Genomic DNA, 26,683 nt, shown 5'->3' on the forward strand with positions numbered 1-26,683 from the left:
CTTACACTCCGCCCGTCACGCGAATCACTTCTTCGAGCGACGTGAGGCCGGTCGAGAGCCAGCGATCGCCGTCCTCGCGCAGCGTGCGCATCCCTTGTTTGCGGCCCGCGTCGAGAATTTCGGCGTCGGCGGCATTGCGGTGGATCAGCGTGCGGATCGACTCATCGACGAGCAACAGTTCGTAGACGCCGCGGCGCCCCGCATAGCCCGAGTGTCCGCACTTGTCGCAGCCGACGGGATGCCATTGCTTGTGGCCGTCTTCTTCGCGCTCTTCCTTGCAGACCGGACACAGGCGGCGGATGAGACGCTGCGCGAGCACGCCGAGTAACGACGACGCCAGCAGATAGGGCTCGACGCCCATATCGGTGAGACGCGTCACCGCTGACGCCGCATCGTTCGTATGCAGCGTTGCGAGTACAAGGTGGCCCGTCAGCGAGGCCTGCACCGCGATCTGCGCGGTTTCGAGGTCGCGGATTTCGCCGATCATGATCACGTCCGGATCCTGACGCAGAATCGAACGCAAGGCGCGCGCGAACGTCATGCCGATCCGCTCGTTGACCTGCGTCTGGCCGATGCCCGAGAGATCGTATTCGATCGGGTCCTCGACAGTCATGATGTTGGTCGTGGCCGTTTCGAGGCGCGACATCGATGCGTAAAGCGTCGTCGTTTTACCGGAGCCGGTCGGGCCGGTGACGAGCACGATGCCGTGCGGGCGTCCGATGAGCTTGTCGAACTGACCGAGCGTGTCCTGTGCCATGCCCAGCGCTTCGAGATTCAAACGCGCCGCGTCCTTTTCGAGCAGACGCAGCACCGCGCGTTCGCCGTGACCGGTCGGCAGCGTCGATACGCGCACGTCGACTGGGCGGCCGCCGACGCGCAGCGTAATACGGCCATCCTGCGGCAGGCGTTTTTCCGCGATATCAAGCTGCGCCATGATCTTGATCCGCGAGATCAGCGCGCCGTGCAGCGCTTTCTTGGGCCGCACGACATCGCGCAGCGTGCCGTCGACGCGAAAGCGCACGACCGATGCATTTTCAAAGGGCTCGATATGAATATCGGAAGCCTGCTCGCGCGCCGCCTGTGTAAGCAGCGCGTTGATCATGCGGATGATCGGCGCATCGTCTTCGGACTCGAGCAGATCCTCGACTTCCGGGATGTCCTGCATCAACCGCGACAGATCGACTTCGCCTTCCACTTCGCCGACCACCTGCGCCGCGCTGCCGTCCTGGCGCGAGTACGCGGCGTTGATCGCCTGCGCGAGCTCGTCGGCCGGCATCCGCACGACCGACAGTACGCCGAAATTTCGCGCCACTTCAGCCAGCGCCGCGTCGCTCGTGCGGTCGCTGATCCACACTTCGAGCGAGTCCGAATGCTGATGCGCGACGAGAATCTGGCCGCTTCTCGCGAAGCCGTACGGCACGAGCCGCGCGGCCAGCGCCGAGGGTCCCTCGCGGGTCCCGGCCGGCAACTCCTTCGCATCGCGCGCGCCGTCCGCGCCTACCGGCGCGTGCGGCGCGGCTATCGGATGCGTGCTCACGGCTGCGCTCCCGGAGACTGGACGCCTTGTCCCGTGCTGGTGCCGGGCGGAGCCGCCGGAATCAACGCGGGCGCCTGAACCGGTGCCTGATAAGGCGTCGGGGCCTGCATTGGCGTCTGGGTCGGTACCGGATTCGTAGTCGCCGGCGGCTGGACCTGAGCAGGCGGCACGTAACCTTGCTGCGGCGGCGCCATCTGCTGACGCCGCATCTTGTCGAGATCGAACAGGTTCAGCGCCGAACCGCCTTCGCTCGGGCCCACCGGCATCGGCGGAACCACCGGATCGTCCTTATCCCGCATGATGTTGTTGTCCGACTTGTACGCACCCTGCAAATTCTGGATGTAGTCGTAGCGATTGGCCGACACAGCCTGCGTCGTCGCGGCGTCGCTCAGAATCACAGGCCGCAGGAACACCATCAGGTTGGTTTTTTCGCGGGTCTTCTGTTCCGAGCGGAACAGCTGGCCAATCCAGGGGATATCGCCGAGCAGCGGCACCTTGCTGTTGTTGACCTGATAGTTGTCCTGCATCAGGCCGCCCAGCACGATGATCTCGCCGTTATCGCAGAGCACGGTCGACTGCACCGAACGCTTGGTGAACTCCGGACCCGCCGGGTTGGTCGCCGCGTTGTTGGTGCCGGTCACGATTGCCGAGTCTTCCGTGTAAAGCTGCAGCTTCAGAATGCCGCCGTCGGTGATCTGCGGCTTCACGTGCAACGTCAAACCGACGTCGACACGATCGAACGTGTTGAATGCGTTGGCCGTGTTGCCGCTGGTCAGATTCGAGAACGAACCCGTCGTGATCGGCACGTTCGTGCCGACAACGATCTTCGCTTCCTCGTTATCCAGTGTAATCAGGTTAGGCGTGGACAGCACGTTCGCGTCGGAGGTCTGCGACAGCGCTTGCAGCAGGGCGCCGAGCCCCTGCACGCCGAAAATATTGTGGATCCAGCCGACGTTCAGGCCCTGTTGGAGGTTCGAAGCCGCAAGCCCCGCGGCGAGACCGGGAGGCGTCGTGCTAAGACCGGCGGCCGTCAGATTGATAATGCTGTTGCTGTTGCCGGTCTGGAGGTTGGTGCCGGCAAACACCGCATTGTTCGCGACCTGCCACTGAATGCCGAGATTGCCGCTCGTATTCGAATTCAGCTCGACGATCAGCGCCTCAATATAGACCTGCGCGCGACGCGCATCGAGTTGCGAGATCACCGCGCGCAGATTGCGGTAGACCGGGTCCGACGCGGTAATGATCAGCGAATTCGTCGCGGCATCGGCCTGGATCATGCCGCCCGGCTGATTGTCGTCGTCATTCTTGTCGCCGCTGAGAAACGGCGAGCTGCTGCCGGCGCCGCTGCCATATGAACCGCCACCGCCGCCGAACGAGCTGCCGCCGCCCATCGACGAAGACCCGCCGCCAAACGAACTCGACGAGCCGCCCGGCAACGGCGGCGTGCCCGACGTACCGGTCGAACTGTTGCCGAACCCGCCGCCGCCGCCCTGACCTTGGCTGAACGAGTTCGCGCCGCCGCCACCGCCGCCGGCGCCACCGCTCGACGAACTGTCACCGCCTTTACCGAGCATGCCGCGCAAGGTCTTCGCAAGTTGCACCGCATTGGCATTGCGCAATTGCACGACGTGCATGTTGCCGGGGTCGGCGGTCGGCGCATCGAGTTCTTTTGCGAGCGTCTTCGCCGCGTTCAGGCGCGCGACATTCGAGGCGCGCAGCAAAATCGAATTGGTGCGCGGATCGGCCGACACCGACACTTTCAGCGTCGCGTCGGTGCTGCCGATCGAACCCGGGTCCAGCGCCTTCGTGAGCTGCTGCGCGACGTCGAGCGCGTTGGCATTTTTCAGCGGCACGACGACCACCTGCTGACCGGCCGCCGTATCGACGCCCGCGATGATCTGCGCGAGGCGGCGGACGTTATCCGCATAGTCGGTGACGACCAGCGTGTTGTTGGCCGGATACGCGGCGATGGTATTGTTCGGCGAGATCAGCGGCCGCAGGATCGGCAGCAGATTGTTGGCCGACTCGTTTCTCAGCTGGAAAACCTGTGTGACCACCTGGTCGCCGCGCGCGGTCGGCGCGTTGCCGACGTAGGTCGGCACGCCCTGCAGTTTCGCGTCCGCCTCCGGTACGACCTTCAGCACTCCATGATCCTGCACGAGCGAAAAGCCCTGCATCCGCAGGGCGGCCTGCAGCGTTTTGAGCGCCTGGTCTTCCGGTACCGGATTTTCGGATACCAGATTCAACTGACCTTTGACACGCGGGTCAACGATGATGGTCTTGCCCGTTGCGGCGCCGATGGCCTTCGCCACCTGATCGATATCGGCATTGACGAAGTTAAGCGTGACCTGCGCATACGCAACTTGCGCGGCGAGCAGGCCAGCCAGTACCAGCGCCGTTGCCGAGCGACGCAATACAAAACGGTTTCTTCTCATGGATCTGAAATGGATGCCGGCGTTTTACGCCGACTGTTCGCAGCGAATACCGCGGTAAGACATTGCCCCCGTCATGACTGGCACACTCGATGGGTCTCAATCACCACGCGGGTGCCAGCGGTCCGGTATTCGGAAAAGCAGCAACAGTAACAGCTTTTCGTGTCGGAAATGTCACAAAACTAAGTGACTGCGTAAGATCTCACAGACGGTTTGCAGGCTCCGTAAGGTGTTGAAAGCATTCGATCTTGTTGCGTGCCCAATGACACACGGACGCCACGGTTCGTGCGCTATATGTCGGCCTGGCAACATTGACGCGCGATCGTCTGCCGGTATGATACGGGCGGTTCGAGGCGACGAAGACGCCTGGCTAGAGCGGGTTTTCCCCGATGGTGTGCACGATTGCGCATGATCGACCACGCTGCCAGGCATTTTTTGTGAGCATGCGCACCGTCTTTATTTTTTGTTTTTGGTTTGCTTAGTCATCTTGATGGTCGCCGCCGGCCATCGCGCATCGCCTGGTTGGGGTGCTCGCGGGTTGCTCCTTGTGTCGCTGTTCCGTTGCCGGTCCTTTTATCCCGGTCCTTTTATCCGATTGCACCTGATTTCCTGCCATTCAACTGTTATAGCCCGATGAAGCCGACCTTTCTGACCGTCACCGCTGCACTTGCCGCGCTTCTCGCGGCGAGCACCGCACGGGCGGACTGCTTCGACGAGGCCGCACAATACCAGAAAGTGAATCCACTGATTCTGCGGGCGATCGCATGGCAGGAATCGCATAACCGGCCGGACGCGCTGCATAAGAACGCGAACGGCTCGACCGACTTCGGCGTCATGCAGATCAACTCGGTGCATCTGCCCGTGCTCGCCCAATATGGCATTTCCAGCAGCACGCTGATGGAGCCGTGCAAGAACGTCTATATTGCCGCGTGGCATCTGCGCCAGAAAATGAACAAGTACGGCAATACGTGGCAAGCGGTCGGCGCCTACCATTCCGAAACGCCGGCACTGCGCGACAAATACGCGCAGCAGATCGTCGCGATCCTGCAGAAGTGGAAGCTGATGCCGGCTTCGAAGGAAGCGACAAAGGAAGCTACAACGCAAGCTACGAAGGAAAATTCGAAGCAAGCTACAACGCAAGTTGCGAAGGAAGTTTCAAAGCAAGCTTCGAGGTAAGCGCGGCAGAGCGGGGCGGCCAACGTTCCGATGCGCCCCTCACATTAGCTTCCACCGTTTTGCTCTAACCGCACGTCCGACGGTTTCCCGCCATTTGATGCACAATGCGGCTTCACGCCGCGCGCCGGCCGCTCACGTCTCGCATCTACGTTAGGCCCTCCGCCCGCGACGCTTTGCCAACACCGGTAAAACGCGCCAGCCCAACCCGGCGCTGCCGCATACTGCGTTTTTCCGCTCACGTTTTCCGTACCGCAATGAACCAGCCGCCACTGCCCGTCACGGTGCTCTCCGGTTTTCTGGGTGCCGGCAAGACCACGCTCCTCAATCACATCCTCGCCAATCGCGCGGGGCTGCGTGTTGCCGTCATCGTCAACGATCTCGCCGCGGTCAATATCGACGCCGCGCTGGTCCGCGACGCCGCCGAACTTTCGCATGTCGAAGAGCAGCTCGTCGAAATGTCGAACGGCTGCATCTGCTGCACACTGCGCGACGATCTGCTCGCCGAAATCCAGCGCCTGGCCGCCGAAAAGCGATTCGATGCAATCCTGATCGAATCGACCGGTGTCGCCGAGCCGATGCCGATCGCCGAAACCTTCACCTTCGTCGATGACGACGGTGCATCGCTTGCCGACATCGCGCGGCTCGACACGATGGTAACGGTTGTCGATGCGTTCAATTTCCTGCGCGACTACGCATGCGCCGACGGTCTCGCCGAGCGCGGCATCGCAGCCTCGGAAGAGGACGATCGGACGCTCGTCGAACTGCTGATCGACCAGATCGAATTCTGCGATGTGCTCGTCGTGAACAAGGCCGATCTGGTCAGCGCCGACGAACTGGCGAAGCTGCAAAGCATCCTCGCGCAGATCAATCCGCGCGCCGCGCAAATCGTGAGCCGCTTCGGCGAAGTGCCGTTATCCGAAGTGCTCGACACGAAGCGCTTCGATTTCGACAGCGCGTCGAATGCGCCGGGCTGGCTCGCGTCGCTGCATCACGAACATGACCACGGTCATTCGCATACCGGCGAAGCCGACCAGTACGGTATCGGCCATTTCGTCTATCGCGCGCGGCGGCCGTTTCATCCTGAGCGGCTGTGGGCGCTGATGCACGAAGAGTGGCAAGGAATCCTGCGTACCAAGGGTTTCTTCTGGCTCGCCACGCGCAACGACATGGGCGGCATGCTGTCGCAAGCGGGCGGCGCATGCCGGCATGGACCGGCCGGCATGTGGTGGGCGGCCCAGGATCGCAGCGAATGGCCGGAGGGCGACGACGAGCTGATGGCCGAAATCGCCGCCGACTGGCACGGCGACGCAGACGACACGACGATCGGCGACCGCCGCCAGGAGCTCGTGATGATCGGCGTCGACATCGATCGGGCGCACTGGCAGGCGAAGTTCGACGCGTGCCTGCTCACCGACGACGAGTACGCGCTCGGTCCGGACGGCTGGCAGCAATTCGCCGATCCGTTCCCGTCGTGGGATGCGAATTTCGAAGACGACGAAGCGCATGACCATGATCATGATCACGGCGACGACGGCCACGATCATCGCGAAGGTCAGATCGTGCATCGCCATTGAGCGATATAACAGAAACGCCTGCGATAAAAGCGCAGGCGAAAAAAAACCCGCCTAACGGCGGGTGCCAACAAATGCAGCGAAGCTAGAACGACATTCGCTTAACGCTTGTTGACTGCGTCCTTGAATGCCTTACCGGCCGTGAACTTGACCGTCTTGGCGGCCGGAATCTTGATGGTTTCGCCGGTCTTCGGGTTACGGCCCGTACGTGCCGCCCGCTTGCCCGAACCGAAGCTGCCGAAGCCGATCAACTGAACTGCGTCACCCTTCGACACTGCCTTCTTGATCACTTCGAGGAGCGTGTCCAGCGTTTCGCCGGTTTGAGCCTTGCTGGCGCCCGTCTGCCCTGCTACGGCGTCGATCAGTTCCTGTTTGTTCATTAAGGTTCCTTTCTGGTTTAGGTTGACACGAACAGCGCGAACGCGCCGATTATACGTGCGCGCACCGCGCCGTCGAGCAGCGACGGCTTGGGAATTCCCCGACCTAAGCAGCGCGCTGCCGCACTGCATCGAACGCCGTGCTGCCGCTTCCCTCGCGGCGCTTGCTATGATAGCTCAGCGCAAACCCAATCTGGACAAGGGTTTCGAAGAATTACATCGCGCTGCGCCTGATCCAGCATGGAAATCGGCTATTTGCGCTCCTTTGGCGTCGTATTCGCGTCCCAGACAGGGTTTCGAGGCGCTTTAGCGTTGGTTTTTGCCAACGTTTTGCGCGAGCATAGGCGCCGCTTTGCACGTGTAACGGCGGTTCGAGCGCTGTCGGGACGGTCTTCGAGCCTGTGCAAAGCGCTCGCTGCAAGCGATTCCAGCCGGCTCGGCGCAGCATCGCATCCGAACTGCCGGACCGTTTTTCACTTCGCATGACCGCCACGCTCACACCCGCCACGCTCGTTTTTCGCGCGGACGGCACGCCGTACTCGCCGCGCCACGACGACATCTATCACAGCGCCGCCGGCGCCTTTGCGCAGGCCGACCATGTGTTTCTGAAAGGCAACGCGCTGCCCGAGCGGTGGCGCGGCCGCCGGATATTCAGCATTCTTGAGATTGGCTTCGGACTCGGCGTCAATTTTCTGACGACGTGGGCGCAATGGCGCGCCGACCCCGCGCGCTGCGAGCGACTTCACTTCGTCTCGATCGAGAAGCATCCGTTTTCGGCAACCGATTTGCGCACTGCACACGAAGCGATCGTTGCGGATGCATCGATCGCGCGGCTGTTCCAAACTTTGTCAGGTTTGCTTGCCGATGCTTGGCCGATGCTCGTGCCCGGCATGCACCGGCTCGAATTCGAAGATGGGCGCGTCACGCTTACGCTCGTATTCGGCGATGCGATCGACACGCTGCCGTCGCTATCGATGCGTGCCGACGCGTTTTACCTCGACGGCTTCGCGCCAGCGAAAAATCCCGAGCTCTGGAGCCCGCAGGTTTTCAGATCGCTCACGCGCGTCGCGGCCGACGACGCCACCGTCGCCACCTATTCAAGTGCCGGTGACGTCAAACGCGGGCTCGCGCAAGCCGGCTTCGAATGCACGAAGGTCGACGGTTTCGCGAGCAAGCGTGCGATGCTGGTCGGCCGCTTCGCGCCGCGCTGGCGCGTGCGACGTTACGAACCGCCGCTGCCGCTTGCGCTGAGCGACCGGCACGCAGTCGTGATCGGCGCCGGACTAGCCGGTTGCGCGATAACCGAACGGCTTGCCGCGCGTGGCTGGCGCGTCACGTCGCTCGAGCGGCATCACGCGGCAGCGCGCGAAGCATCGGGCAATCCGGCGGGTGTGTTTCATCCGATGCTCTCGCGCGATGACAGCGTCGCTTCGCGCATCACGCGCGCGGGTTTTCTGTATGCGCTGCGGCGCTGGTCGATGCTCGCCGATCTTGCTCCGTCATTCGCGCATCGCGCGAAAGGCTTGTTGCAAATTGCCGAATCCGAAGACGAAGCGCAGTCGTTCGCGCAGGTGCTTGCATCGCTCCAGTATCCGGCCGACTTCGTGACTGCCGTGTCGCGCGATGAAGCCGCGCAAATCGCCGGCATGCCGGTTACACGAGGTGGCTGTTTTTTTCCGCACGGCGGATGGATCGATCCCGCGCAACTGTGTGCGGCGCAATGTGCGAGTGCCGGAGATTTGCTCGAGCGGCGCTACGGTGTCGAGGCCGCTCGCGTCGAGCGCTCGGGCGACCAGTGGACGGTATTCGATGCGGCCGGACAAACGCTGGTTCGCGCACCGGTCGTGATTTTTGCGAATGCACATGATGCAGCGCGCGTGGCCGGCCTGAACCATACGCCGACGCGCAGTGTGCGCGGGCAGTTGACCCTGCTGCCGAACAAGACGTTTGATACGTTCGGCTCGCTCGAAGGCCTGCGCCTTCCCGTAATCGGCGAAGGCTACGCAGTGCCGCTCGCCGATGGTACGAAACTCGTCGGCGCCACCTACGACATCGACGATGCCGACACCGCGCTGCGCGCCGCCGCGCACACCGAAAACATCGAGCGCGTTGCGCGGATGCTGCCGTCGCTTGCCGGCCAACTCACAAGCGTCGCAAGCCCATCGAATGAAACCGGCAGGCGCGACGCTTCGCATCCGCTCACCGGCCGCGTCGCATTTCGCTGCGTGACAAGCGACCGGCTACCGATGATCGGCACGCTCGCCGACGAAGCCGCAGCCATCGCCGATGCCGCGAAGCTGCGCGGCGCATGGCCGCGCGACCTGCCGCGCGCGAACGGACTGCTCGGCGCGTTCGCTTACGGCTCGCGCGGTCTTGTCTGGGCCGCGCTCGGCGCCGAACTGATCGCCTCGCAACTCGAGGGCGAACCATGGCCGATCGAGCGTGAGTTGGCCGAAGCGATCGATCCCGCCCGTTTCCTGCTGCGCGCGTTGCGGCACGACGAATTCGACTGAGCGCAATTGCGCCGGACAGCAGAAACCGGTTATCCACCCGAGTCTGTGGATAACCGGTCGAATTCGAAGCGAAACGCGTGTGGAATCGATGTGGACGTAAACGGGGTAACTCGACCACCCCCGTTTGACGCGCGAAAGTTACCAGCGGAAGCCACCCCTACACGCACACGCTATGCGTCCAGTTATGCGTGTTTCAAAACGATGATTTCTTTCGGTAAACCGGCGTTGTCCACAAAAGGGGCGTGCCCTTGTTAACTGCTACTACGTATACATACAGGTAAACATATGGGTAGAAGACCCGTATCGGCTCCGTTGATTGACCGAATGCATGACGCCGCAAACTTTCGGTCCTAAACCAGGCCAAACGGGAAACCGAAACCCGCTCCCACCCGTTTCAAACGCAGACGCTAGAGGCAAGCCGAACGCACGTTTCAAAACGCTTGCACACGCAACCTTTCGACGGAAGAACCGCCCCCGGTGCATGCCGACCAAGGTCGCTTTTTCCTTTTGCCATCCAGATGGCGTACGTTTTACCTCTTTGACGGTAAGTTCGACGCTTTTGCCAGCTGGTAAAGGAAAGCTATGGCACAATCGCCGTTCTTCACGCGTCGAGTGCCGCTCAAGGTGGCGCAGCGCACCTAAGGAACGGTTGCCGGTTCATCAGAATCTGATTCGAAAGTCGACGGCGTTCTATCACCCGTGACGATGCCGCCTGCAGTGACCGCGGCGTCGGCATGTTCGTCCTGTTTTTCACCCGATCGTTGACAAGCGCAACACAGGTCGGCTGAAGCGCTCGTTGCGACGAGCCCGCTTCTCCGAGTCCGGGATTTGCTCAGGGGTTTGCTCGTCAGCCGCTCCCTTTGGGCAGGTTCCGGCCATTCCGGCTTATTCCGGCCTGCCGCGGTTGTCACACAAGGAGAACCCACCACGATGAAGTCGGCGTTTTCATTTTTTCCCGCCTGGCCTCTGACGCCCGATGCCATTTTTTGGGCAGGTCTCGCGCTGCTGGCCGCGGGCCTGTGCGGCGAGCTGTGCTATCGCGCCTGGCATTTGCCGCGCATCTCCGGTTACGCGGTAATCGGATTGATCGCGGGCGCGGCGGGGTCCGGCGTGATCGACGCCGAGTCGGCCAGCGCGGCCCGGCCGTTGCTCGATGTGGCGCTCGGCCTTTTGCTGTTCGAGCTCGGCAGCCGCCTCGACTTGCGCTGGATCCGGCGCAATCCGTGGCTGATCCTGTCGAGCATCGCGGAGGCGACGCTGACCTTCGTGCTCGTGCTGACCGTTCTGCTAGTCGTGCACGTGCCCGTGATGACCGCGATGGTGCTCGCATCGATTGCCATGGCGACCTCGCCGGCCATGGTGATCCAGCTCAAAACCGAGTTGCGCGCCGAAGGCCAGGTCACGCAGCGTCTGATGACGCTGACCGCGCTGAACAGCATGTACGCGGTGGTGATCGAGAAGCTCGCGTCCGGCTGGCTGCATCAGGAAATTTACGGCAACGTGTTCGCGACGATTCTCCAGCCGCTTTATCTGCTCGTTGGCTCGCTGATCCTTGCGTATCTGCTTGCTCGTACGTGCACGTTCTTCTATCGCCGCGTCAACATGCAGGACGAGCATTCGTTCGTCGCGCTGTTCGGGCTCGTGCTGCTGGCGATCGCCATTGCGCACGTCTTCAAGCTGTCGACCATTCTCGCGCTGCTCGCGGCCGGCATCATCGTCAAGAATCTCGAAGCGCGGCCGCAACTGTGGCCGCAGCATTTCGGCACGGCCGGCTGGCTGCTCACCGTCATTCTGTTCGTGCTCACGTTGACCACGTTCGAATGGCGCGATATCGCGCTCGGCGGTGTCGCGGCATGCGGACTTATCGTGGCGCGCCTCGTCGGCAAGATGGTCGGCGTGCTCATTTTCGCGAAGCCGAGCGGATTGAACTGGAAGCAGGGCGCGGCGCTCGGGCTGTCGCTCTCGCCGATGTCGGCGCTCGCCTATCTGCTCGTCGACGACACCTACACGCTGTACCCGAATTTCGATCCGATGCTGCGCGCGGTCATCATGTGCTCGATCGTCGTGCTGCAGCTGGTGGGTCCGTGGCTCGTTTACCGCAGCCTTGCGCTGGTCGGCGAACGACGCGATAACGCTCGAACCTCGTAAAGGACGCCATGTCACTCGAACCCTTCGTCGATTCGAAACCGTTCACCTTCGGTATCGAACTCGAGATGCAGATTGTGAACACGCATGACTATGATCTGACCAAAGCCGGGTCGGACTTGCTGCGTCTGATCAAGGACGAAAAGATTCCAGGCAATATCACGCCGGAAATCACCGAAAGCATGATCGAGCTGTCGACCGGCATTTGCACGTCGCACGAACAGGCCGTCGCCGATCTGCACACGATTCGCAATACGCTCGTCGCCGCGGCGGACCGCCTGAACGTCGGCCTGTGCGGCGGCGGTACGCATGCATTCCAGCAATGGAGCGAGCGGCAGATCGTCGATACGCCGCGCTTTCAGTATCTGTCGGAACTCTACGGTTACCTTGCCAAGCAGTTCACGGTGTTTGGTCAGCATGTCCATATCGGTTGTCCCGATTCGGACAGCGCGCTGTTTCTGCTTCATTCGATGTCCCGATTCATTCCGCATTTCATTGCGCTGTCGGCTTCGTCGCCGTTCGTCCAGGGCGTCGACACCGGTTTTCATTCGGCACGGCTGAATTCGGTCTTCGCGTTTCCGCTATCGGGCCGCGCGCCGTTCGTGCTGACCTGGGACAGCTTCGAAGAATACTTTTCGAAGATGGTCCACACCGGTGTCGTTAACAGCATGAAAGATTTCTATTGGGACATCCGACCAAAACCGGGTTTCGGCACGATCGAAGTTCGCGTGATGGACACGCCGCTCTCGGTCGATCGCGCAGCCGCGATTGCCTGCTACATCCAGACGCTCGCGCGGCATCTGCTTCTGGATAAACCCCTTACGCCAAAAGAGGACGACTACCTCGTCTACACGTTTAACCGCTTCGAAGCGTGCCGTTTCGGCCTTGCCGGCACGTGTATCGATCCGCAAACCGGAGAACGCCGGACCATCTCCGAAGACATCATTCAAACGCTTGAGCGGATCGCGCCGCATGCCGAAGCATTGGGTTCGACGAAGGCGCTCGACGAAGTCGGCTCGATTGCGCGTGGCCAGATGAACGATGCAACGTGGCTGCGCACGGTCTATCGCGACGAAAAATCGCTGCATGAAGCAGTGCGTCAGCAATGCCTGCAATGGCGCGCATAGGCAAACAGATAAAAGCGCCGTCAAATTCTGTCATCTTGATGAACCCGCTTTTAGCGGGTTTTTTCGTTTAAAAAGCCCCGGCTTCGGGCTCCCAGCTTCTTTCCAATGTTTACATATACAAACGTAGTAGTAGTTAACAAGCATTGCACTTGTCTGTGGACAACAGAATAATCTCCTGAAAAGTCAAAGCACTGCGAAAACCATAACCATGCGCAGCACCGCTGGATCAACGCTTGCAACGGCTGACAACCTGGAGCCGGCTTTGTCGGGGTCGCGCGTTATCAAGAATTCACGCACAGGCAGTCAACTGTCTTTTCCCGTGGTTATCCACAGATTGCGTTGGACAACTTAGCTGTACGATTTGCCGCTCTCGCATAGAATGACGACTTCGCCGCAGCGAATGGTCCCGCTGCTCCCGGTTGAAGTGATTCGAAGGGTCCAGGTGTTGGGTTTTTCGCCAGGTCTTTTGGCGGGTCCGTCGGGTCTTTCGGGTCGAACGGGTGCAATGGTCGCTGCGGACATAAAGAGAGTGTGCGACTCTCCCACTAACGCGCCGGGACAGGCGTGCAAAGCAGGAAATTTTTGAGATAGTAGGAATCGGCTCGCCGGTTTTTTTCCGGCGGGACAACCCCACACGGCTGCCGGCGGTTTGCATTGCTGCCAACACGCTGAGGCACGTCGTCAATAACCAACGAATGACTATGAGCGAAGGCGTTTACGGAGAACAGGCTACCGGGCGGGTGACCCACAGCCTGTTACGACTCAGCACGGCAATGCGTAGCCAGGCATGGGAATGGGCGGAAGGCGCAGGCCTCACGCCGACCCAGGGCGAAATTCTTGTGCTGCTGATGGGGCGCAAGGGCCCGATGCGTCTCGGCGAGATCGCACGCGAAACGGCGTTGACCGCCGCGACGACGAGCGATGCGGTGAGCACGCTGGAAGGCAAAGGTCTTGTCGAAAAGCGGCGGGCGCTCGATGACGGTCGCGCACTCGCGGTCCGTTTGACGGCCCGCGGTCGCACGGCGGCCAAGCGTGCGGCGCAGTGGCCTGACTTCCTGGCAAAGGCAGTCGGCACGTTGCGCGACGATGAACAGGCCATGTTCTATCGCACGTTGCTGAAGACGGTCCGGCAACTCGAAGTGCAAGGCCAGATTCCCTTGCACCGGATGTGTGTAACCTGCACGCATTTCGAACCGAGCAAAAATCCGAAGAAGGCGCTGCATCGCTGCGCGCTGCTCGACATCACGATGTCGGATACGGACTTGCGGCTCGATTGCTCGGTCCACGAAACCGCGGATATCGCGACGCAAAAGAAAACCTGGAAGATCTTCGCGCAGCAGGCCTGACTCCGCTAAACTGCGGAGCCGGCTCGCCAGCAGCGCTTGCGCTGCGTGAAGAAGCCAGTGTCAGCAACGTAGCGGGGCGCGACGCTCCGCCCGTTTGCAATGCGGTTGCCATGCAGTAACGGTCCGTAGCTGCAGCAGCTTGCAGCGCATTTTCCCGCGCCGGCGGGAAGGCGCCTCTTTTGTCAACGTGATGTGAGATATGCCGATGAATCACGAAGTTCTGGCCATTCGCCATGTGCACTTCGAGGATCTGGGCAGTCTCGAACTCGTGCTCGGCGAGCGCGGGTGGCCTGTCCGTTATCTCGACGTCGGCTTTGCGCGCATCGAGGCGCCCAATCCGGTCGCGCCGTCGCTGATGGTCGTGCTCGGCGGCCCGATCGGCGCCTATGACGACAACCGCTATCCCACACTCAGCCCGCTACTTTCGATGATCGAAAAGCGCGTGGCGGCCGGCTTGCCGACGCTTGGCATTTGCCTCGGCGCGCAGCTGATTGCGCGCGCGATGGGGGCACGCGTCTATCCGGCCGGGCATGCGGAAATCGGCTGGTCGCCGCTGACGTTGACCGAAGCCGGTCGTGCGTCATCAATTCGTCATCTTGACGGTCGATCGACGTCGATGCTCCATTGGCACGGCGATACATTCGACTTGCCGGCGGGCGCGACGCGGCTAGCGTCTACGTCTCTTTGCGAAAACCAGGCGTTTTCGTTCGGCAATCACGTACTCGGTTTGCAGTGCCATCCTGAGATTCGCACCGAACGCTTCGAACCGTGGCTGATTGGCCATGCGAGCGAACTCGTGACGCATGGCATCGACGTGCTGCAATTGCGCGACGACACGGCGCGTTTCGGTCCGGCGCTCGAAGCCGCTGCATCGCGAATGTTCGGTGAATGGCTCGATCAGCTCGACGCGCAGCAGTCGTAAGACCATCGTGAGAAGGGCTGCTGTTTTCGCTTGTTAAAAACAGCAAAAAACATCGACTTCGCGAGCGAATGCAGAGCTTCGGACCCGGTGCTATTCTCGAACGCTCCTCCTCACGTTCGACCGAGTCCCATCCCATGAGCGCCCTGTTTTCTCCGCTCACGCTGCGAAGCGTGACGCTGCCGAATCGCATCGTCGTCTCGCCGATGTGCCAGTACTCCGCCGAACGCGGTGAAGCGACCGCGTGGCACATGATCCACCTCGGGCATCTCGCGCTATCGGGCGCGGGCATCCTGTTTATCGAAGCGACTGCCGTGGAGCCGGACGGCCGCATCACGCCGGGCGATCTCGGCTTGTGGGACGACATGACCGAAGCCGCACTCGTGCCGGTGCTCGCGGCCATTCGCAAGTATTCCGACATTCCGGTAGCGATGCAGCTTGCGCATGCGGGCCGCAAGGCGTCGAGCCATACGCCGTGGGACGGCGGTCAGCTGATTCCGGTAGCCGACGGCGGCTGGTTGCCGCACGCGCCTTCCGCATTGCCGCACAAGGCCGGCGAAGAGCCGCCGCTCGCACTCGACTATCCGGCCTTCAACCGGATTCGCGACGCATTCGGCGCCTCGGCGCGACGCGCGGCGCGGCTCGGTGTCGATGCGCTCGAGATCCATTGCGCGCACGGCTATCTGCTGCACGAGTTCCTTTCGCCGATCGCGAATCAGCGCGGCGACGAATATGGCGGCTCGCGCGAGAACCGCATGCGCTTTCCGCTCGAGATTTTCGATATCGTGCGGGCTGCGTTTCCGGCCGATAAGCCGGTCGGCGTGCGTATCTCGGCCGTCGACTGGGTCGACGGCGGACTGACGATCGACGACACGATTGCCTTCGCGCAGGAGCTGAAAAAGCGCGGTTCTGACTGGATCGACGCATCGAGCGGCGGCGTATCGCCATTACAGAAAATTCCGCTCGAACCCGGCTATCAGGCGCCGTTCGCCAAGGCGATCAAGCAAGCGACGGGCTTGCCGACCATCGCCGTCGGTTTGATCAGCGATCCCGAACACGCGAACCGGCTCGTCGAGGAAGGCGACGCCGATCTGATCGCCATGGCGCGCGCCATACTGTACGATCCGCGCTGGCCATGGCACGCGGCCGCGCAACTGGGCGCGTCGGTGAAGGCGCCGCCGCAATACTGGCGTTCGCAGCCGCGCGATCAGAAAGCGTTGTTCGGCGATATTTCGTTCGGGCAGCGCTGATCTTCCGAGCGAGGCACAGGAAGCGGCTTCGCCTGCATGCCGACGCTTGAACGAAGTCACATCGACCGTGTACGATGCCGGTTGTGATGCGGTTGCGCATCAACTGTCGACGCGGCGCCAGCAGGGCGCCGCGTTTGCTATCCGGACCAAAAAAAACAGTCGGAAAGCGGACGGAAAGTCCACCTTAGTTTTTCACAAGGATTCATTCAATGAGTTCACGCAGGATCGCCGTGCGCCAATCGGGCGTCCATGGCAAAGGCGTGTTTGCGCTCGAACCGATCGCAGCGGGCGAACGCCTGATCGAATACAAGGGGGAGCGGATCTCGTGGAAAGAGGCTTTGCGGCGCCATCCGCATAATCCGGACGAACCGAATCACACCTTTTATTTCGCGCTCGATAACGGCGGCGTGATCGACGGCAAGGTGAAGGGCAATAGCGCGCGCTGGATCAACCATTCGTGCGCGCCGAATTGCGAAGCCGAAGAGATCGACGGGCACGTGTTTGTCGACGCGCTTCGCGATATCGCGGCCGGCGAAGAGCTGTTCTACGATTACGGCTTGGTGATCGACGCGCGCCAGACGAAGAAGCTCAAGCGCGAATACGAATGCCGCTGCGGCGCGCGCAAGTGCCGCGGCACGATGCTCGCGCCGCCCGAAAAAGAAGAGAAGGAAAAGAAGAGCAAAAAGAAAAAGAAATGAGCGGCGGCAGCCGTGTTCAGGCTGCCGCGTCAGTCATCCATTCACAGATCGATCGGCGCGTTATGCGCCGATTTTTTTGCGTCTTGCGGCGGCGTCGCTTCATGCTCGCCGCGCTCTGTGCGTTCGCTGTCTTTCTCGCTGCCTTTCCCGCTATCGCGCTCGTTGCCGAGCGTTTTGTCGTCTGCGCGCCGTGTCGCGCCGATCACGACCGGAATGCGCACAATGAAGCGCGCGCCGCCTTCGGGTGCATCTTCGTAATGCACGCTGCCGTGATGCAGCACCATGATGTCGTGGACGATCGCGAGCCCGAGCCCGGCGCCGCCGTCGACACCGGTTAAGGATTCACGATGCCGGTCGCCGCGAAAGAAGCGCTTGAAGAGGTCGGGTTGCTGCGTACCCGGTACGCCGGGCCCGTTGTCTTCGACGGTGAGCTCGGCCATGCCGACACCGTCGATCGTCGTTTCCTCGACCGTCATCGTGATGCGGCCGCCGTGCAGGCGCGCGAGCGGCACATACTTGAGCGCATTGTCGAGCAGGTTCGCGATCACTTCGCGCAGCAGCACGGGGTTGCCGCGCGCAATCAATGGGCGGTCGTTCGACGGATCGTCGAGGCGCTGGAAGCCGAGGTCGACGTGCACCGCGAGCGCACGCGGCACCCATTCGGCGCCGGTGTCGAAGGCGAGCGCCGCCATGTCAATATTGACGAAACGCGCAGCCTGTTCGCCCGGCTCCGCGCGCGCCAGCGAGAGCAGCTGGTTCGAGAGCCGCACCGCGCGATCGGCGGCGGCGCGCAGTTCGCGAACCGCCGCTAGCGTTTGTTGCGGATCGCGCGCGACCGCAGCCTGTTCGGCGTGCAGCTTCACGGCGGTCAGCGGCGTGCGCAACTGATGCGCCGCATCGGCGATGAACTTGCGCTGCGAATCGAGCGCGGTTTTCAGGCGGTCGAGCAGACCGTTCAACGCGCCGGTCAGCGGCCGGATCTCGACAGGCACATAGGTTTCGTCAACGGGCTCGAGCGACGTGTGGGTCTGCCGGTTCAGCGAGTCGGCGAGATCGGTGAGCGGATTCAGCTGCTGGTTCACGACGCGCCAGACGATCACCCAGCCGGCGAGCAGCAACAGTAGCAACGGCATCATGATCGCGATCAGAAACTCGGCCGCGATCCGGAAGCGATGACGCACGGGCTGCCCGACTTCAATGACGATCGGATTGCCGACCGGCTGATCGACGCGCACCTGCGCGACGCGTACCGTCACGCCCTCGTGCTTGGTTTCGAATACGTATGCATAGTGCATCCGCCGCACGCTCGTGCCTTGCAGCGGCAGGTTCGGATCGCCGGCAATTTCCGTTTCACCGGTGCTGATGCGGTAGACGAGATGTTCGACGGGGTCCGAGAACATCGCCTGGGCAAGCGGCGGCACCGCGATGCGCGCATTCGGCCCGGCGATCTGGATCTGCTTCGAGATCGCGGTGGCGAGATCGGCCAGCGACCGGTCGACGACATGCTGCGTGTATTGCCACGCGAGCCAGTACGCGATCAGGCCGCTCATCAGCGCGAGCAGCGACAAGGGAGCGGCCAGGCGGCGCAGCAGCGAGCGGCGCAGACTGTTCGCGGCCGGATAGGACATGCTCGAACCCGTGAAAAGGGAAAACGGCGAAGAACCGCGACGCATGCGCCCGCGGACGTCGACCGCAGGCAAAGCGCGATGCCGGAACGCCGCAGCGGCTTCACGTTGCACATCGGGCCGATGTGGCCGATCGCACGCCAAGCGGCGCGGCGCATTCGTGCCGGCATTCGAAGCAATCGCGCGGGGACGGGTTTCTCCGTCGCCGCGCGCGATGCTCCGTCAAACCGTCATCCGACTGCGGTCATACGACCATTATGCAGCCTGACGGATCTCTTGCAGCAAATAACCGAAACCGCGCACCGTCACGATTTCGACACGGCAGTTCTCGAGCTTTTTGCGGACACGGTGCACATAGACTTCGATCGCGGTGTCGCCGAGATCGCCGCCGAAGTGCGTGAGGTGATCCTGCAGTTGCGCCTTGCTGACCACGCGGCCATGACGCAGCAGCAGCATTTCGAGCACCGCGAATTCACGCGGCGACAGTTCGAGCGGCTTGTCGTCGTTGAAGATGCGGCGATCGACACCCGACAGGCGCACGCCGCCGAGCGAGACTTCCGGACGCGGCATATCGCCGTGCGGGCCGCTGCGGCGCATCACGGCGCGGATACGCGCCTCGAGTTCGGCCGGTTCGAACGGCTTCAGCATGTAGTCGTCGGCGCCGGAATTGAGGCCTTGAACACGGTCGTTCAATTCGTCGCGGGCGGTCAGCACGATAACCGGCGTATGCCGGTTGCTCTGACGAAAACGCGACAGCAACGTCATGCCGTCGATGCCGGGCAAGCCCAGATCGAGGATCACGAGTTCGTGGCGGTTTTGCGTGAGAGCCTGTTCGGCGAAGATGCCGTCGTGGACCATGTCGACCGTAAAGCCGGCTTGTTCGAGGCTGCTTTGGATGCCGCGTGCAATCGGACGGTCATCTTCGATCAGAAGGAGTCGCATGGGTTTCGCTCAAGTACAATGGGTTAGGCATGTCAGGCACGCGGTTCGCCGGTGCGCCTGCTACACAGGAGGCCGCCGCATGCCGCGGCGGGGATGATCACGAAAGTCATGTCCGATATCACGATCAACGAACTCGAAGCCGCGATCAACTTCTGGCGTGCCCGTTCGCCTTCAGCAGGCGACGAACTCGTTCTGTGCAAGGAGGCAAGCGCGCTCTCCAAGCCGTATGCGTTGATGATTGTACAGCGACACCACACGGTATCGCAGGAAGCGCTTGATGAGTCTGCACGTAATGCGTGGAATTCTTACGTTCGCCTTAAGGATGGCCTGTAGAAGTGAAGGTTTGGTGGCCTGAATACCTCCAAAAGCCTTTCATTTCATGGGCCCGCGGGTTATTTGCTCGTTACGCTAAATAGTTCGACCGATTCGGTTCATGCGCGATTCGCGATGCTATCGATGAAGCGCGCAAGTTCGACATCGCGTTGCGTCACTCCGTTCACATCGTGCGACGACAGCGTGATTCTCACGACGTTATAGACGTTAAACCACTCGGGATGGTGATCCATTTCCTGAGCCTTGATCGCCACGCGCGTCATGAAGCCAAATGCTTCGTTGAAGTCGGCGAATTCGAGGCTGCGCTCGATCGCGTCGCGTCCGGCGACGCTTTGCCAGCCGTTTAACTCGCTCAATCGTGCTGCACGTTCGTCGGCGCTCAGTTTTCCGCCCAGTTTGCCGCTCCGTTTTTCGCTCATCGGAAGATATCCTGGGCGTGAACCCGTCATGGCCCGTCACATCACAGGCCGCGCCATTTTTCCACGGAAGAAAAGACGCTGCAGCGAGTTTGGCAGAACGCCCGCGTGGCGTGGCAGACAGCGTTTTTGGGGCTGCACCGCGTGCGATAATTGCGCGTCGATTTGCCGGAATAGGCGAGGAAAAGCTATGGTGGAGCTCGATCATTTCGATCTGGCGCTTCTCGATGTGTTGCAGCGCTTTGGTCGAGCAACGCATCAGCAACTGGGCGAGGAGGTGCCGCTTTCGCCGTCGCAGATCGGCAGGCGCTTGCAGCGGCTCGAAGCGATCGGTGTGGTCGACGGCTATCGCGTCGTGCTAAGGCCCGAAAAGCTCGGCCTGGGCGTGACGGCGTTCACAAGCCTGAAGCTGAAGCATCACGGCGATTCGATCATCGAGCAGTTCCAGCAGCAGATCGACACGCTGCCCGAGGTGCTCGAATGTCACGCGGTGGTTGGCGACGCCGACTATTTGCTGCGCATCGTTGCGCCGGATCTGACCGCGCTGTCGTCATTCGTCATGAAGAAACTGATGCGCGTGCCGGGCGTCGATAGCGTGCGCTCGAACATCGTGCTCACGACGTTCAAGCGCAATGGGCCGTTGCCGCTCGGGCATCTGTCGCCGGGCAGCGCGACTGACGCGGGATAAGCGCAAAGCGCTCCAAAGGGCGTCTTCAGCCCAATCTCAAGCGACCTTCAACGGCTCCTGCGTCGCATCGAGCAGATCCGCATACGCTACTGCAACGAGATCCGACTCCGGCACGCCAAGCTTCCTGAACATCTCGTGAGCTTCGGCCTCGCCGCCTTCCTCGTCGTCATCCTGCGCGAGCACCACTTCGAGTTCGATGAAATCGCCGAGCCCGTCGACGCGATCCAGATGAATCCGCGTGCGCCCGACGAGATAGACATGCCGCTCCTTCGAAACAACGCAACGTGTAGTCAACGCCGTTGCGAGCAGCGAGTGCATCGCCTCGGGATTGGTTACCGGGCTTCTCGTGTAATACGACACCTTCGGACCATCGCGATCGTCGCGTTGATAGAAGATCAGCTCGGCGGGCGTGCCGTCGTCGAACTGGCGCAGCTTCAGGCGGCCGCGCGGCACATCGTAGAAGCTGTCCAGCTGGCGAAAGATCAACGGAGCATCAGGCGAAAGGGCGGCGGCGCGCTCGCGAAGCTGATCGAACTGGTGGGCGCGGGCTTTGATTTCGATGTTGCGGGCCATGTAAAGCTCCTGTTGAGAGATAGAGTCGGCGAAAAACGCACCAAAAAGATACGAGCAAAGAGGCAGGCTCCCGGCGGCGGTCGACGCCACGTCAATGCAACGTCAACGCGGCGGCATGTGAAAGCGGCATACGCATCGGAATCGATGCATGACGCTTGCCGTACGAGAAAACGTAACCCGGATACAAACCCGGACGCGATACCGGACGGGAGAAACCGGGAGAGCCTTTCGACAGATGAGACAGGTGAGACAGGGGAACCGTCAATCTAGCAAAAAGCGCGTGACGGCGTGTTGACGTAGCGTACTCCTTTGTCTGACATGAGCGCCGCTCATATCGCCCACTGCATATCGATCAGCTTGAGCGCCGCGGCGATCGCGGGCTCGTCCTTGTGCGCAGCAAGCGTGATGAAGCTCAGTTCGGTCGGCACGGTCACGTCCTCGACGATCGTCAACGCATGCGCATGCGCTTCTGCAATCGCGGTTGCATCGCGCGCAAGCGAGAGCCCGACGCCGGATTTGACGAGATCGAGCATCGACGGCTCCTGGTCCACTTCGGCCACTTTCACCGGCTTGACGCCCGCTTCGGCAAAGCGCCGCGACAGCAGGCGATTGTGCGCGGATGCGGGCGGCGTCCAGATCCACGGCAAAGCCGCAAGCGCGCGCCAGTCATGCGCGCTTTTGACGCGGTCTTTCCAGCCGGCCGGCGCAAGTACGCGGTACTGGAAGCGCGTCAGCGTGACCGCGTGGAAAAGTTCGGCGTCGCGCGGATCGTCTTCGGCGGGCTGGCCGATATAAAAGCCGACATCGAGCTCGCCCGCGCGGATCTGTTCGAGCACCCAGCCCGACATGCCGTGCCGCAGCGCGGTTTCGATGTGCGGCCAGGTTTCCACCAACTGGCGCAAAAAGCCGCCGAGGCGTAGAAATTCAGGATCGAGGATCGTGCCGATGCGCAGGCGCCCACGTACTTCCTGACGGAGCGTCGCAGCGGCACGCTCGACGTCGCCGGCCGCCGCTAGCGCGCGTTGCGCGTGCGGCAGCAGCGCCTGACCGTCGCGCGTCAGCGTGAGCCCGTGCGACGAGCGCGTGAACAACGTCACGCCGAGGGCTTCCTGCAGATGTTTGATCTGCAGGCTGACGGCGGGCTGGGTCAGGTGCAATTGGGCGGCGGCGCGCGTCAAATTGCCTTCGCGCGCGACGGTCGCGAATGCCCGAAGCAGTGTCAGGTCCATCGGCTGATATTAGCGCGTCTTATATCGCAGTTGAGCATAACTCATTGGATTTCGCGGGTTGAACGCGATTACGCTTCGGTTCATCGAAGGTCATAAGCGGGTGATGCAAAGCGATTCAAAGCGTGAGTACGCCGCGAGGCGACATCAAGGCGCGACATCCATCGACTCTTTCGACGAGGAAAACATGAGCGAGACTGATCAGAACCCTTCGCGCGTGCGGGAGCTGACGCATGCGATCAACGGACGTTTGGTCAAGGGCACAAGCGAGCGCTTCGGCGACGTGTTCAACCCCGCGCTGGGCAGTGTCGCGGCGCGCGTGCCGCTCGCAAGCGCCGCCGAAGTCGATGCCGCGGTCGCTGCGGCAAAGGCTGCGTTTCCCGCATGGAGCGAGACCGCGCCGCTCAAGCGCGCACGCGTGATGTTCAAGTTCAAGGAACTGCTTGACCGGCATCACGACGAGCTTGCCGAACTGATTACGCGCGAACACGGCAAAGTGTTTTCCGACGCGAAAGGCGAAGTGACGCGCGGCATGGAAGTCGTCGAATTCGCGTGCGGCATTCCGAACCTGCTGAAGACTGATTTCACCGATCAGATCGGCGGCGGCATCGACAACTGGAACCTGCGGCAGCCGCTCGGTGTAGTCGCCGGCATTACGCCGTTCAACTTCCCGATGATGGTGCCGTGCTGGATGTTCCCGATGGCGATCGCGTGCGGCAATACGTTTGTGCTGAAGCCGTCGGAGCGCGACCCGTCCGCATCGATCCGGCTTGCCGAATTGATGAAGGAAGCGGGCTTGCCCGATGGCGTATTCAACGTCGTGCATGGCGACAAGGTTGCGGTCGATGCGCTGCTCGCGCATCCGGATATCAGCGCCGTATCGTTCGTTGGCTCGACACCGATCGCCGAATATATCCACGCGGAAGGCACGAAGCACGGAAAGCGTGTGCAGGCGCTTGGCGGTGCGAAGAATCATCTAGTGGTGATGCCCGATGCGGATCTCGATCAGGCCGTCGATGCATTGATCGGCGCCGCGTACGGTTCGGCCGGCGAACGTTGCATGGCGATTTCCGTGGCGGTGGCGGTTGGGCATATCGCCGATGAACTCGTCGAACGTCTGACGCCGCGCGTGAAGATGCTGAAGATCGCAAATGGCATGGACCCGACTGCGGAAATGGGCCCACTGGTCACGGCCGCGCATCGCACGAAAGTGTCGGGCTATGTCGATGCCGGTGTGAAGGAAGGCGCAACGCTCGTCGTCGATGGCCGCCATCACGAAGTGGCCGGACACGAGAAGGGCTTCTTCCTTGCCGGCACGCTGTTCGATAACGTGAAGACCGATATGTCGATCTATCGCGACGAAATCTTCGGCCCCGTGCTGTGCGTGGTGCGTGTGCCCGACTTTGCATCGGCTGTCGAACTGATCAACCGGAACGAGTATGCGAACGGCGTGTCGTGCTTTACGTCCGACGGCGGCATTGCGCGCGCGTTCTCGCGGCAGATCCAGATCGGCATGGTCGGCATCAACGTGCCGATTCCGGTGCCGATGGCATGGCATTCGTTCGGCGGCTGGAAGCGCTCATTGTTCGGCGATCACAACGCGTATGGCGAGGAAGGCGTGCGGTTCTATACGCGCTACAAGAGCATCATGCAGCGCTGGCCGGACAGCATCGCAAAGGGAGCGGAATTCACAATGCCGGTGGCGAAATAAATTAAGATCGGCACCGGCCAGCATAGGGCTTCAGAGTGACAAGGCGAACGCGCGGAACAAGCCGCGGAATCGCGCAAGGAGACCAGCAGTGAGCACGACTCATGCAACGTCGCAAGCGACGGGAACAGCGGGTGAAAGAACGGTCGAAGGCGAATTCGACTATATCGTGATCGGCGCGGGCACGGCGGGGTGCGTGCTCGCAAACCGTCTGAGCCAGGACCGGGACGTGTCAGTGTTGCTGCTCGAAGCGGGCGGCAAGGACGATTACCACTGGATCCATATACCGGTCGGCTATCTGCATTGCATCGGCAATCCGCGCACCGACTGGCTCTACAAGACGGCGGCGGAGCCCGGTTTGAACGGACGCTCGCTGTCGTATCCGCGCGGCAAGGTGCTGGGCGGGAGCTCGTCGATCAACGGCATGATCTATATGCGCGGCCAGCGCGAAGACTACGACGAGTGGGCGCGCGTCACGAACGATGCGTCATGGGCTTGGGACGCGGTGCTGCCGGTCTTCAAACGCAGCGAAGACCATCATGGCGGCGGCGATGAATGGCACGGTGCCGGCGGACAATGGCGCGTCGAAAAGCAGCGCCTCAAATGGAAGATTCTCGAAACGTTCGCACACGCGGCGCACGAAGCCGGCATTCCGTACACCGAAGATTTCAATCGTGGCGACAACTGTGGCGTCGGTTACTTCGAAGTGAACCAGAAGCACGGCATTCGCTGGAATGCATCGAAGGCGTTTTTGCGGCCCGCGCTGGGGCGGCCGAATCTGACGATCATCATGGGCGCGCATACGCAACGGCTCGTGTTCGAAGGCAAACGCTGCGTCGGCGTCGAATATCGCGGTAACAACGTCGACTACGTCGCGAAGGCGAAGGGCGAGGTGATCCTCAGCGCCGGCGCCGTCAATTCGCCGCAATTGCTCGAACTCTCCGGTATCGGCAATGGCGCGCGTCTGCAGAACCTCGGCATCGATGTCGTGCAGGATTTGCGCGGCGTCGGCGAGAACCTGCAGGACCATCTGCAATTGAGGATGGCTTATAAAGTGCGCGGCGTGCGGACGTTGAACACGTCGTCCGCGCACTGGTGGGGCAAGCTGATGATCGGGCTTGAATACCTGTTGATGCAAAGCGGCCCGATGTCGATGGCGCCGTCACAACTCGGCGCATTCGCGAGGTCGGATGACGGCGATGTGTCGATTACGCGCCCCGATCTCCAGTATCACGTTCAGCCGCTGTCGCTCGATCGGTTCGGTGAGCCGCTGCATCGTTTCAATGCGTTCACGGCTTCGGTGTGCCACTTGCGGCCGACCTCGCGCGGCAGCATTCATATCGGGTCGCCTGACCCGCATGCGGCGCCGTTAATCGCGCCGAACTATCTGTCGACCGATTACGACCGGCACGTTGCGGCCAACGCTCTGCGACTGACGCGGCGCATTGCAGCTGCCCCGGCGCTCGCGCGCTACTCGCCGGAAGAGATTCTGCCCGGTGTGCAATTCCAGACCGAGGAGGAATTGCAGCGCGCGGCAGGCGAGGTCGGCACGACGATCTTCCATCCGGTCGGCACATGCCGCATGGGGACCACCGACGATCCCGCTGCGGTTGTCGATACACGGCTTCGCGTGATCGGTGTCGAAGGCTTACGTGTGGTTGACGCATCGGTCATGCCCAACATTACATCGGGCAATACGAACTCGCCGACGTTAATGATCGCCGAGCGGGCAAGCGAGATGATTCGCGCCGATCGCCGCGCGCAACGCAGCACGATGCAAAACGAAGCGACGCCGGCCGCGGCGCCTGTGTCGGTGGCGTGACAGTGTCGGATGGGCGGCGGAGGCCCTTCCATAAAAGCCCGCCGCCGGCGTCGGGGTGCCCGCGCCCCGGATGCCTGCCGCATCAGTTAGTGCAAATCCCAATGAATGCGCTGCATCAATGGCGCGACAATGACAGCCATGCTGCGTAGCGCGGCATGGCTTGCCGTCTGTATTGGTGCATCACGCCACGACCGGCAACGGGGGTTTCAACGCCATCCGACCTTGCGCAACTCTGCGCGGATTACCGTAGTGCTTCGCC

20 protein-coding genes and 1 pseudogene are annotated in these 26,683 nt (G+C 61.8%); 13 read left to right on the top strand and 8 right to left on the bottom strand.

Annotated elements, in window-relative coordinates; genetic code table 11:
* Position 1: 1 nt before the first annotated feature.
* On the bottom strand, positions 2 to 1,468 hold the full coding sequence (gene gspE, locus KZJ38_RS01405) for a type II secretion system ATPase GspE (protein WP_219800059.1): 1,467 nt from the start codon (positions 1,466 to 1,468) through the stop codon (positions 2 to 4).
* Between the two features lie 65 nt (positions 1,469 to 1,533).
* Positions 1,534 to 3,972 (bottom strand): type II secretion system secretin GspD, encoded by a 2,439-nt coding sequence (gene gspD / locus KZJ38_RS01410; RefSeq protein ID WP_219798457.1) that lies wholly within the window; start codon positions 3,970 to 3,972, stop codon positions 1,534 to 1,536.
* 630 nt (positions 3,973 to 4,602) lie between these two features.
* Between gspD and KZJ38_RS01415 the strand changes: the two are divergent.
* Together KZJ38_RS01415 and KZJ38_RS01420 are read left to right on the top strand one after the other, a co-directional pair.
* Positions 4,603 to 5,046 (top strand): annotated as a pseudogene (locus tag KZJ38_RS01415) (lytic transglycosylase domain-containing protein); the annotation flags it as partial.
* Positions 5,047 to 5,399: 353 nt separating this feature from the next.
* Positions 5,400 to 6,719: a GTP-binding protein gene (locus tag KZJ38_RS01420; protein ID WP_219798459.1), complete on the top strand. Its 1,320-nt coding sequence runs from the start codon at positions 5,400 to 5,402 to the stop codon at positions 6,717 to 6,719.
* A 98-nt stretch (positions 6,720 to 6,817) separates the two neighbouring features.
* Here KZJ38_RS01420 and KZJ38_RS01425 read toward each other — a convergent pair whose 3' ends face one another.
* Positions 6,818 to 7,096, bottom strand: coding sequence for an HU family DNA-binding protein (locus KZJ38_RS01425; RefSeq protein ID WP_074262967.1), 279 nt, complete (start codon positions 7,094 to 7,096; stop codon positions 6,818 to 6,820).
* A gap of 479 nt (positions 7,097 to 7,575) precedes the next feature.
* Here KZJ38_RS01425 and mnmC point away from each other — a divergent pair, with 479 nt between their 5' ends.
* The 7 genes from mnmC to KZJ38_RS01460 all read left to right on the top strand — a co-directional run bounded on the left by mnmC (position 7,576) and on the right by KZJ38_RS01460 (position 17,091).
* A complete protein-coding gene (gene mnmC / locus KZJ38_RS01430; RefSeq protein WP_219798461.1) occupies positions 7,576 to 9,606 on the top strand; it encodes a bifunctional tRNA (5-methylaminomethyl-2-thiouridine)(34)-methyltransferase MnmC2/FAD-dependent 5-carboxymethylaminomethyl-2-thiouridine(34) oxidoreductase MnmC1 in 2,031 nt (676 codons plus the stop codon).
* Between the two features lie 930 nt (positions 9,607 to 10,536).
* On the top strand, positions 10,537 to 11,754 hold the full coding sequence (locus tag KZJ38_RS01435) for a cation:proton antiporter (RefSeq protein ID WP_219798462.1): 1,218 nt from the start codon (positions 10,537 to 10,539) through the stop codon (positions 11,752 to 11,754).
* An 8-nt stretch (positions 11,755 to 11,762) separates the two neighbouring features.
* Positions 11,763 to 12,878 (top strand): YbdK family carboxylate-amine ligase, encoded by a 1,116-nt coding sequence (locus KZJ38_RS01440; protein ID WP_219798463.1) that lies wholly within the window; start codon positions 11,763 to 11,765, stop codon positions 12,876 to 12,878.
* A 701-nt stretch (positions 12,879 to 13,579) separates the two neighbouring features.
* A complete protein-coding gene (locus KZJ38_RS01445; RefSeq protein WP_219798464.1) occupies positions 13,580 to 14,224 on the top strand; it encodes a MarR family winged helix-turn-helix transcriptional regulator in 645 nt (214 codons plus the stop codon).
* A 205-nt stretch (positions 14,225 to 14,429) separates the two neighbouring features.
* Entirely contained in the window at positions 14,430 to 15,146 is a 717-nt protein-coding gene (locus tag KZJ38_RS01450) for a glutamine amidotransferase (protein WP_219798465.1), read from the top strand.
* A 134-nt stretch (positions 15,147 to 15,280) separates the two neighbouring features.
* Entirely contained in the window at positions 15,281 to 16,393 is a 1,113-nt protein-coding gene (locus KZJ38_RS01455) for an NADH:flavin oxidoreductase/NADH oxidase (RefSeq protein WP_219798466.1), read from the top strand.
* A 209-nt stretch (positions 16,394 to 16,602) separates the two neighbouring features.
* Entirely contained in the window at positions 16,603 to 17,091 is a 489-nt protein-coding gene (locus tag KZJ38_RS01460) for an SET domain-containing protein (protein ID WP_219798467.1), read from the top strand.
* Positions 17,092 to 17,132: 41 nt separating this feature from the next.
* Here KZJ38_RS01460 and KZJ38_RS01465 read toward each other — a convergent pair whose 3' ends face one another.
* Both KZJ38_RS01465 and KZJ38_RS01470 read right to left on the bottom strand, forming a co-directional pair.
* Positions 17,133 to 18,719, bottom strand: coding sequence for a sensor histidine kinase (locus KZJ38_RS01465; RefSeq protein WP_219798468.1), 1,587 nt, complete (start codon positions 18,717 to 18,719; stop codon positions 17,133 to 17,135).
* A gap of 252 nt (positions 18,720 to 18,971) precedes the next feature.
* Positions 18,972 to 19,658 carry a response regulator transcription factor gene (locus KZJ38_RS01470; RefSeq protein ID WP_074262960.1) on the bottom strand — a complete coding sequence of 229 codons (687 nt, stop codon included), beginning with the start codon at positions 19,656 to 19,658 and terminating at the stop codon, positions 18,972 to 18,974.
* 108 nt (positions 19,659 to 19,766) lie between these two features.
* Here KZJ38_RS01470 and KZJ38_RS01475 point away from each other — a divergent pair, with 108 nt between their 5' ends.
* Complete coding sequence (locus tag KZJ38_RS01475) at positions 19,767 to 19,991, top strand: DUF3717 domain-containing protein (RefSeq protein WP_219800060.1); 225 nt, start codon at positions 19,767 to 19,769, stop codon at positions 19,989 to 19,991.
* A gap of 98 nt (positions 19,992 to 20,089) precedes the next feature.
* Here KZJ38_RS01475 and KZJ38_RS01480 read toward each other — a convergent pair whose 3' ends face one another.
* The gene (locus KZJ38_RS01480) at positions 20,090 to 20,410 is read right to left on the bottom strand and encodes a 4a-hydroxytetrahydrobiopterin dehydratase (protein WP_425518293.1); all 321 of its coding nucleotides are present in this window, start codon (positions 20,408 to 20,410) and stop codon (positions 20,090 to 20,092) included.
* A 187-nt stretch (positions 20,411 to 20,597) separates the two neighbouring features.
* Between KZJ38_RS01480 and KZJ38_RS01485 the strand changes: the two genes are divergently transcribed.
* Complete coding sequence (locus KZJ38_RS01485) at positions 20,598 to 21,095, top strand: Lrp/AsnC family transcriptional regulator (RefSeq protein ID WP_219798469.1); 498 nt, start codon at positions 20,598 to 20,600, stop codon at positions 21,093 to 21,095.
* 36 nt (positions 21,096 to 21,131) lie between these two features.
* Here KZJ38_RS01485 and KZJ38_RS01490 read toward each other — a convergent pair whose 3' ends face one another.
* Both KZJ38_RS01490 and KZJ38_RS01495 read right to left on the bottom strand, forming a co-directional pair.
* Entirely contained in the window at positions 21,132 to 21,668 is a 537-nt protein-coding gene (locus KZJ38_RS01490) for a class IV adenylate cyclase (RefSeq protein WP_219798470.1), read from the bottom strand.
* 329 nt (positions 21,669 to 21,997) lie between these two features.
* The gene (locus tag KZJ38_RS01495; RefSeq protein WP_219798471.1) at positions 21,998 to 22,897 is read right to left on the bottom strand and encodes a LysR family transcriptional regulator; all 900 of its coding nucleotides are present in this window, start codon (positions 22,895 to 22,897) and stop codon (positions 21,998 to 22,000) included.
* A gap of 184 nt (positions 22,898 to 23,081) precedes the next feature.
* On the opposite strand from KZJ38_RS01495, the gene KZJ38_RS01500 reads away from it, so the two are divergent.
* Positions 23,082 to 24,605: a CoA-acylating methylmalonate-semialdehyde dehydrogenase gene (locus KZJ38_RS01500; protein ID WP_246641602.1), complete on the top strand. Its 1,524-nt coding sequence runs from the start codon at positions 23,082 to 23,084 to the stop codon at positions 24,603 to 24,605.
* An 88-nt stretch (positions 24,606 to 24,693) separates the two neighbouring features.
* Positions 24,694 to 26,424 carry a GMC family oxidoreductase gene (locus tag KZJ38_RS01505; RefSeq protein ID WP_219798473.1) on the top strand — a complete coding sequence of 577 codons (1,731 nt, stop codon included), beginning with the start codon at positions 24,694 to 24,696 and terminating at the stop codon, positions 26,422 to 26,424.
* Positions 26,425 to 26,683: the final 259 nt, after the last annotated feature.

This window comes from Paraburkholderia edwinii, assembly GCF_019428685.1.
GTDB classification, from domain to species: domain Bacteria; phylum Pseudomonadota; class Gammaproteobacteria; order Burkholderiales; family Burkholderiaceae; genus Paraburkholderia; species Paraburkholderia edwinii.

Bases quoted from the DNA above. Each gene is read 5' to 3' on its own strand.
- gspD (WP_219798457.1), bottom strand. From the start codon at position 3,972: ATGAGAAGAAACCGTTTTGTATTGCGTCGCTCGGCAACGGCGCTGGTA.
- KZJ38_RS01420 (WP_219798459.1), top strand. From the start codon at position 5,400: ATGAACCAGCCGCCACTGCCCGTCACGGTGCTCTCCGGTTTTCTGGGT.
- KZJ38_RS01425 (WP_074262967.1), bottom strand. From the start codon at position 7,096: ATGAACAAACAGGAACTGATCGACGCCGTAGCAGGGCAGACGGGCGCC.
- mnmC (WP_219798461.1), top strand. From the start codon at position 7,576: ATGACCGCCACGCTCACACCCGCCACGCTCGTTTTTCGCGCGGACGGC.
- KZJ38_RS01435 (WP_219798462.1), top strand. From the start codon at position 10,537: ATGAAGTCGGCGTTTTCATTTTTTCCCGCCTGGCCTCTGACGCCCGAT.
- KZJ38_RS01440 (WP_219798463.1), top strand. From the start codon at position 11,763: ATGTCACTCGAACCCTTCGTCGATTCGAAACCGTTCACCTTCGGTATC.
- KZJ38_RS01445 (WP_219798464.1), top strand. From the start codon at position 13,580: ATGAGCGAAGGCGTTTACGGAGAACAGGCTACCGGGCGGGTGACCCAC.
- KZJ38_RS01450 (WP_219798465.1), top strand. From the start codon at position 14,430: ATGAATCACGAAGTTCTGGCCATTCGCCATGTGCACTTCGAGGATCTG.
- KZJ38_RS01455 (WP_219798466.1), top strand. From the start codon at position 15,281: ATGAGCGCCCTGTTTTCTCCGCTCACGCTGCGAAGCGTGACGCTGCCG.
- KZJ38_RS01460 (WP_219798467.1), top strand. From the start codon at position 16,603: ATGAGTTCACGCAGGATCGCCGTGCGCCAATCGGGCGTCCATGGCAAA.
- KZJ38_RS01465 (WP_219798468.1), bottom strand. From the start codon at position 18,719: ATGTCCTATCCGGCCGCGAACAGTCTGCGCCGCTCGCTGCTGCGCCGC.
- KZJ38_RS01470 (WP_074262960.1), bottom strand. From the start codon at position 19,658: ATGCGACTCCTTCTGATCGAAGATGACCGTCCGATTGCACGCGGCATC.
- KZJ38_RS01475 (WP_219800060.1), top strand. From the start codon at position 19,767: ATGTCCGATATCACGATCAACGAACTCGAAGCCGCGATCAACTTCTGG.
- KZJ38_RS01480 (WP_425518293.1), bottom strand. From the start codon at position 20,410: ATGAGCGAAAAACGGAGCGGCAAACTGGGCGGAAAACTGAGCGCCGAC.
- KZJ38_RS01485 (WP_219798469.1), top strand. From the start codon at position 20,598: ATGGTGGAGCTCGATCATTTCGATCTGGCGCTTCTCGATGTGTTGCAG.
- KZJ38_RS01490 (WP_219798470.1), bottom strand. From the start codon at position 21,668: ATGGCCCGCAACATCGAAATCAAAGCCCGCGCCCACCAGTTCGATCAG.
- KZJ38_RS01495 (WP_219798471.1), bottom strand. From the start codon at position 22,897: ATGGACCTGACACTGCTTCGGGCATTCGCGACCGTCGCGCGCGAAGGC.
- KZJ38_RS01500 (WP_246641602.1), top strand. From the start codon at position 23,082: ATGAGCGAGACTGATCAGAACCCTTCGCGCGTGCGGGAGCTGACGCAT.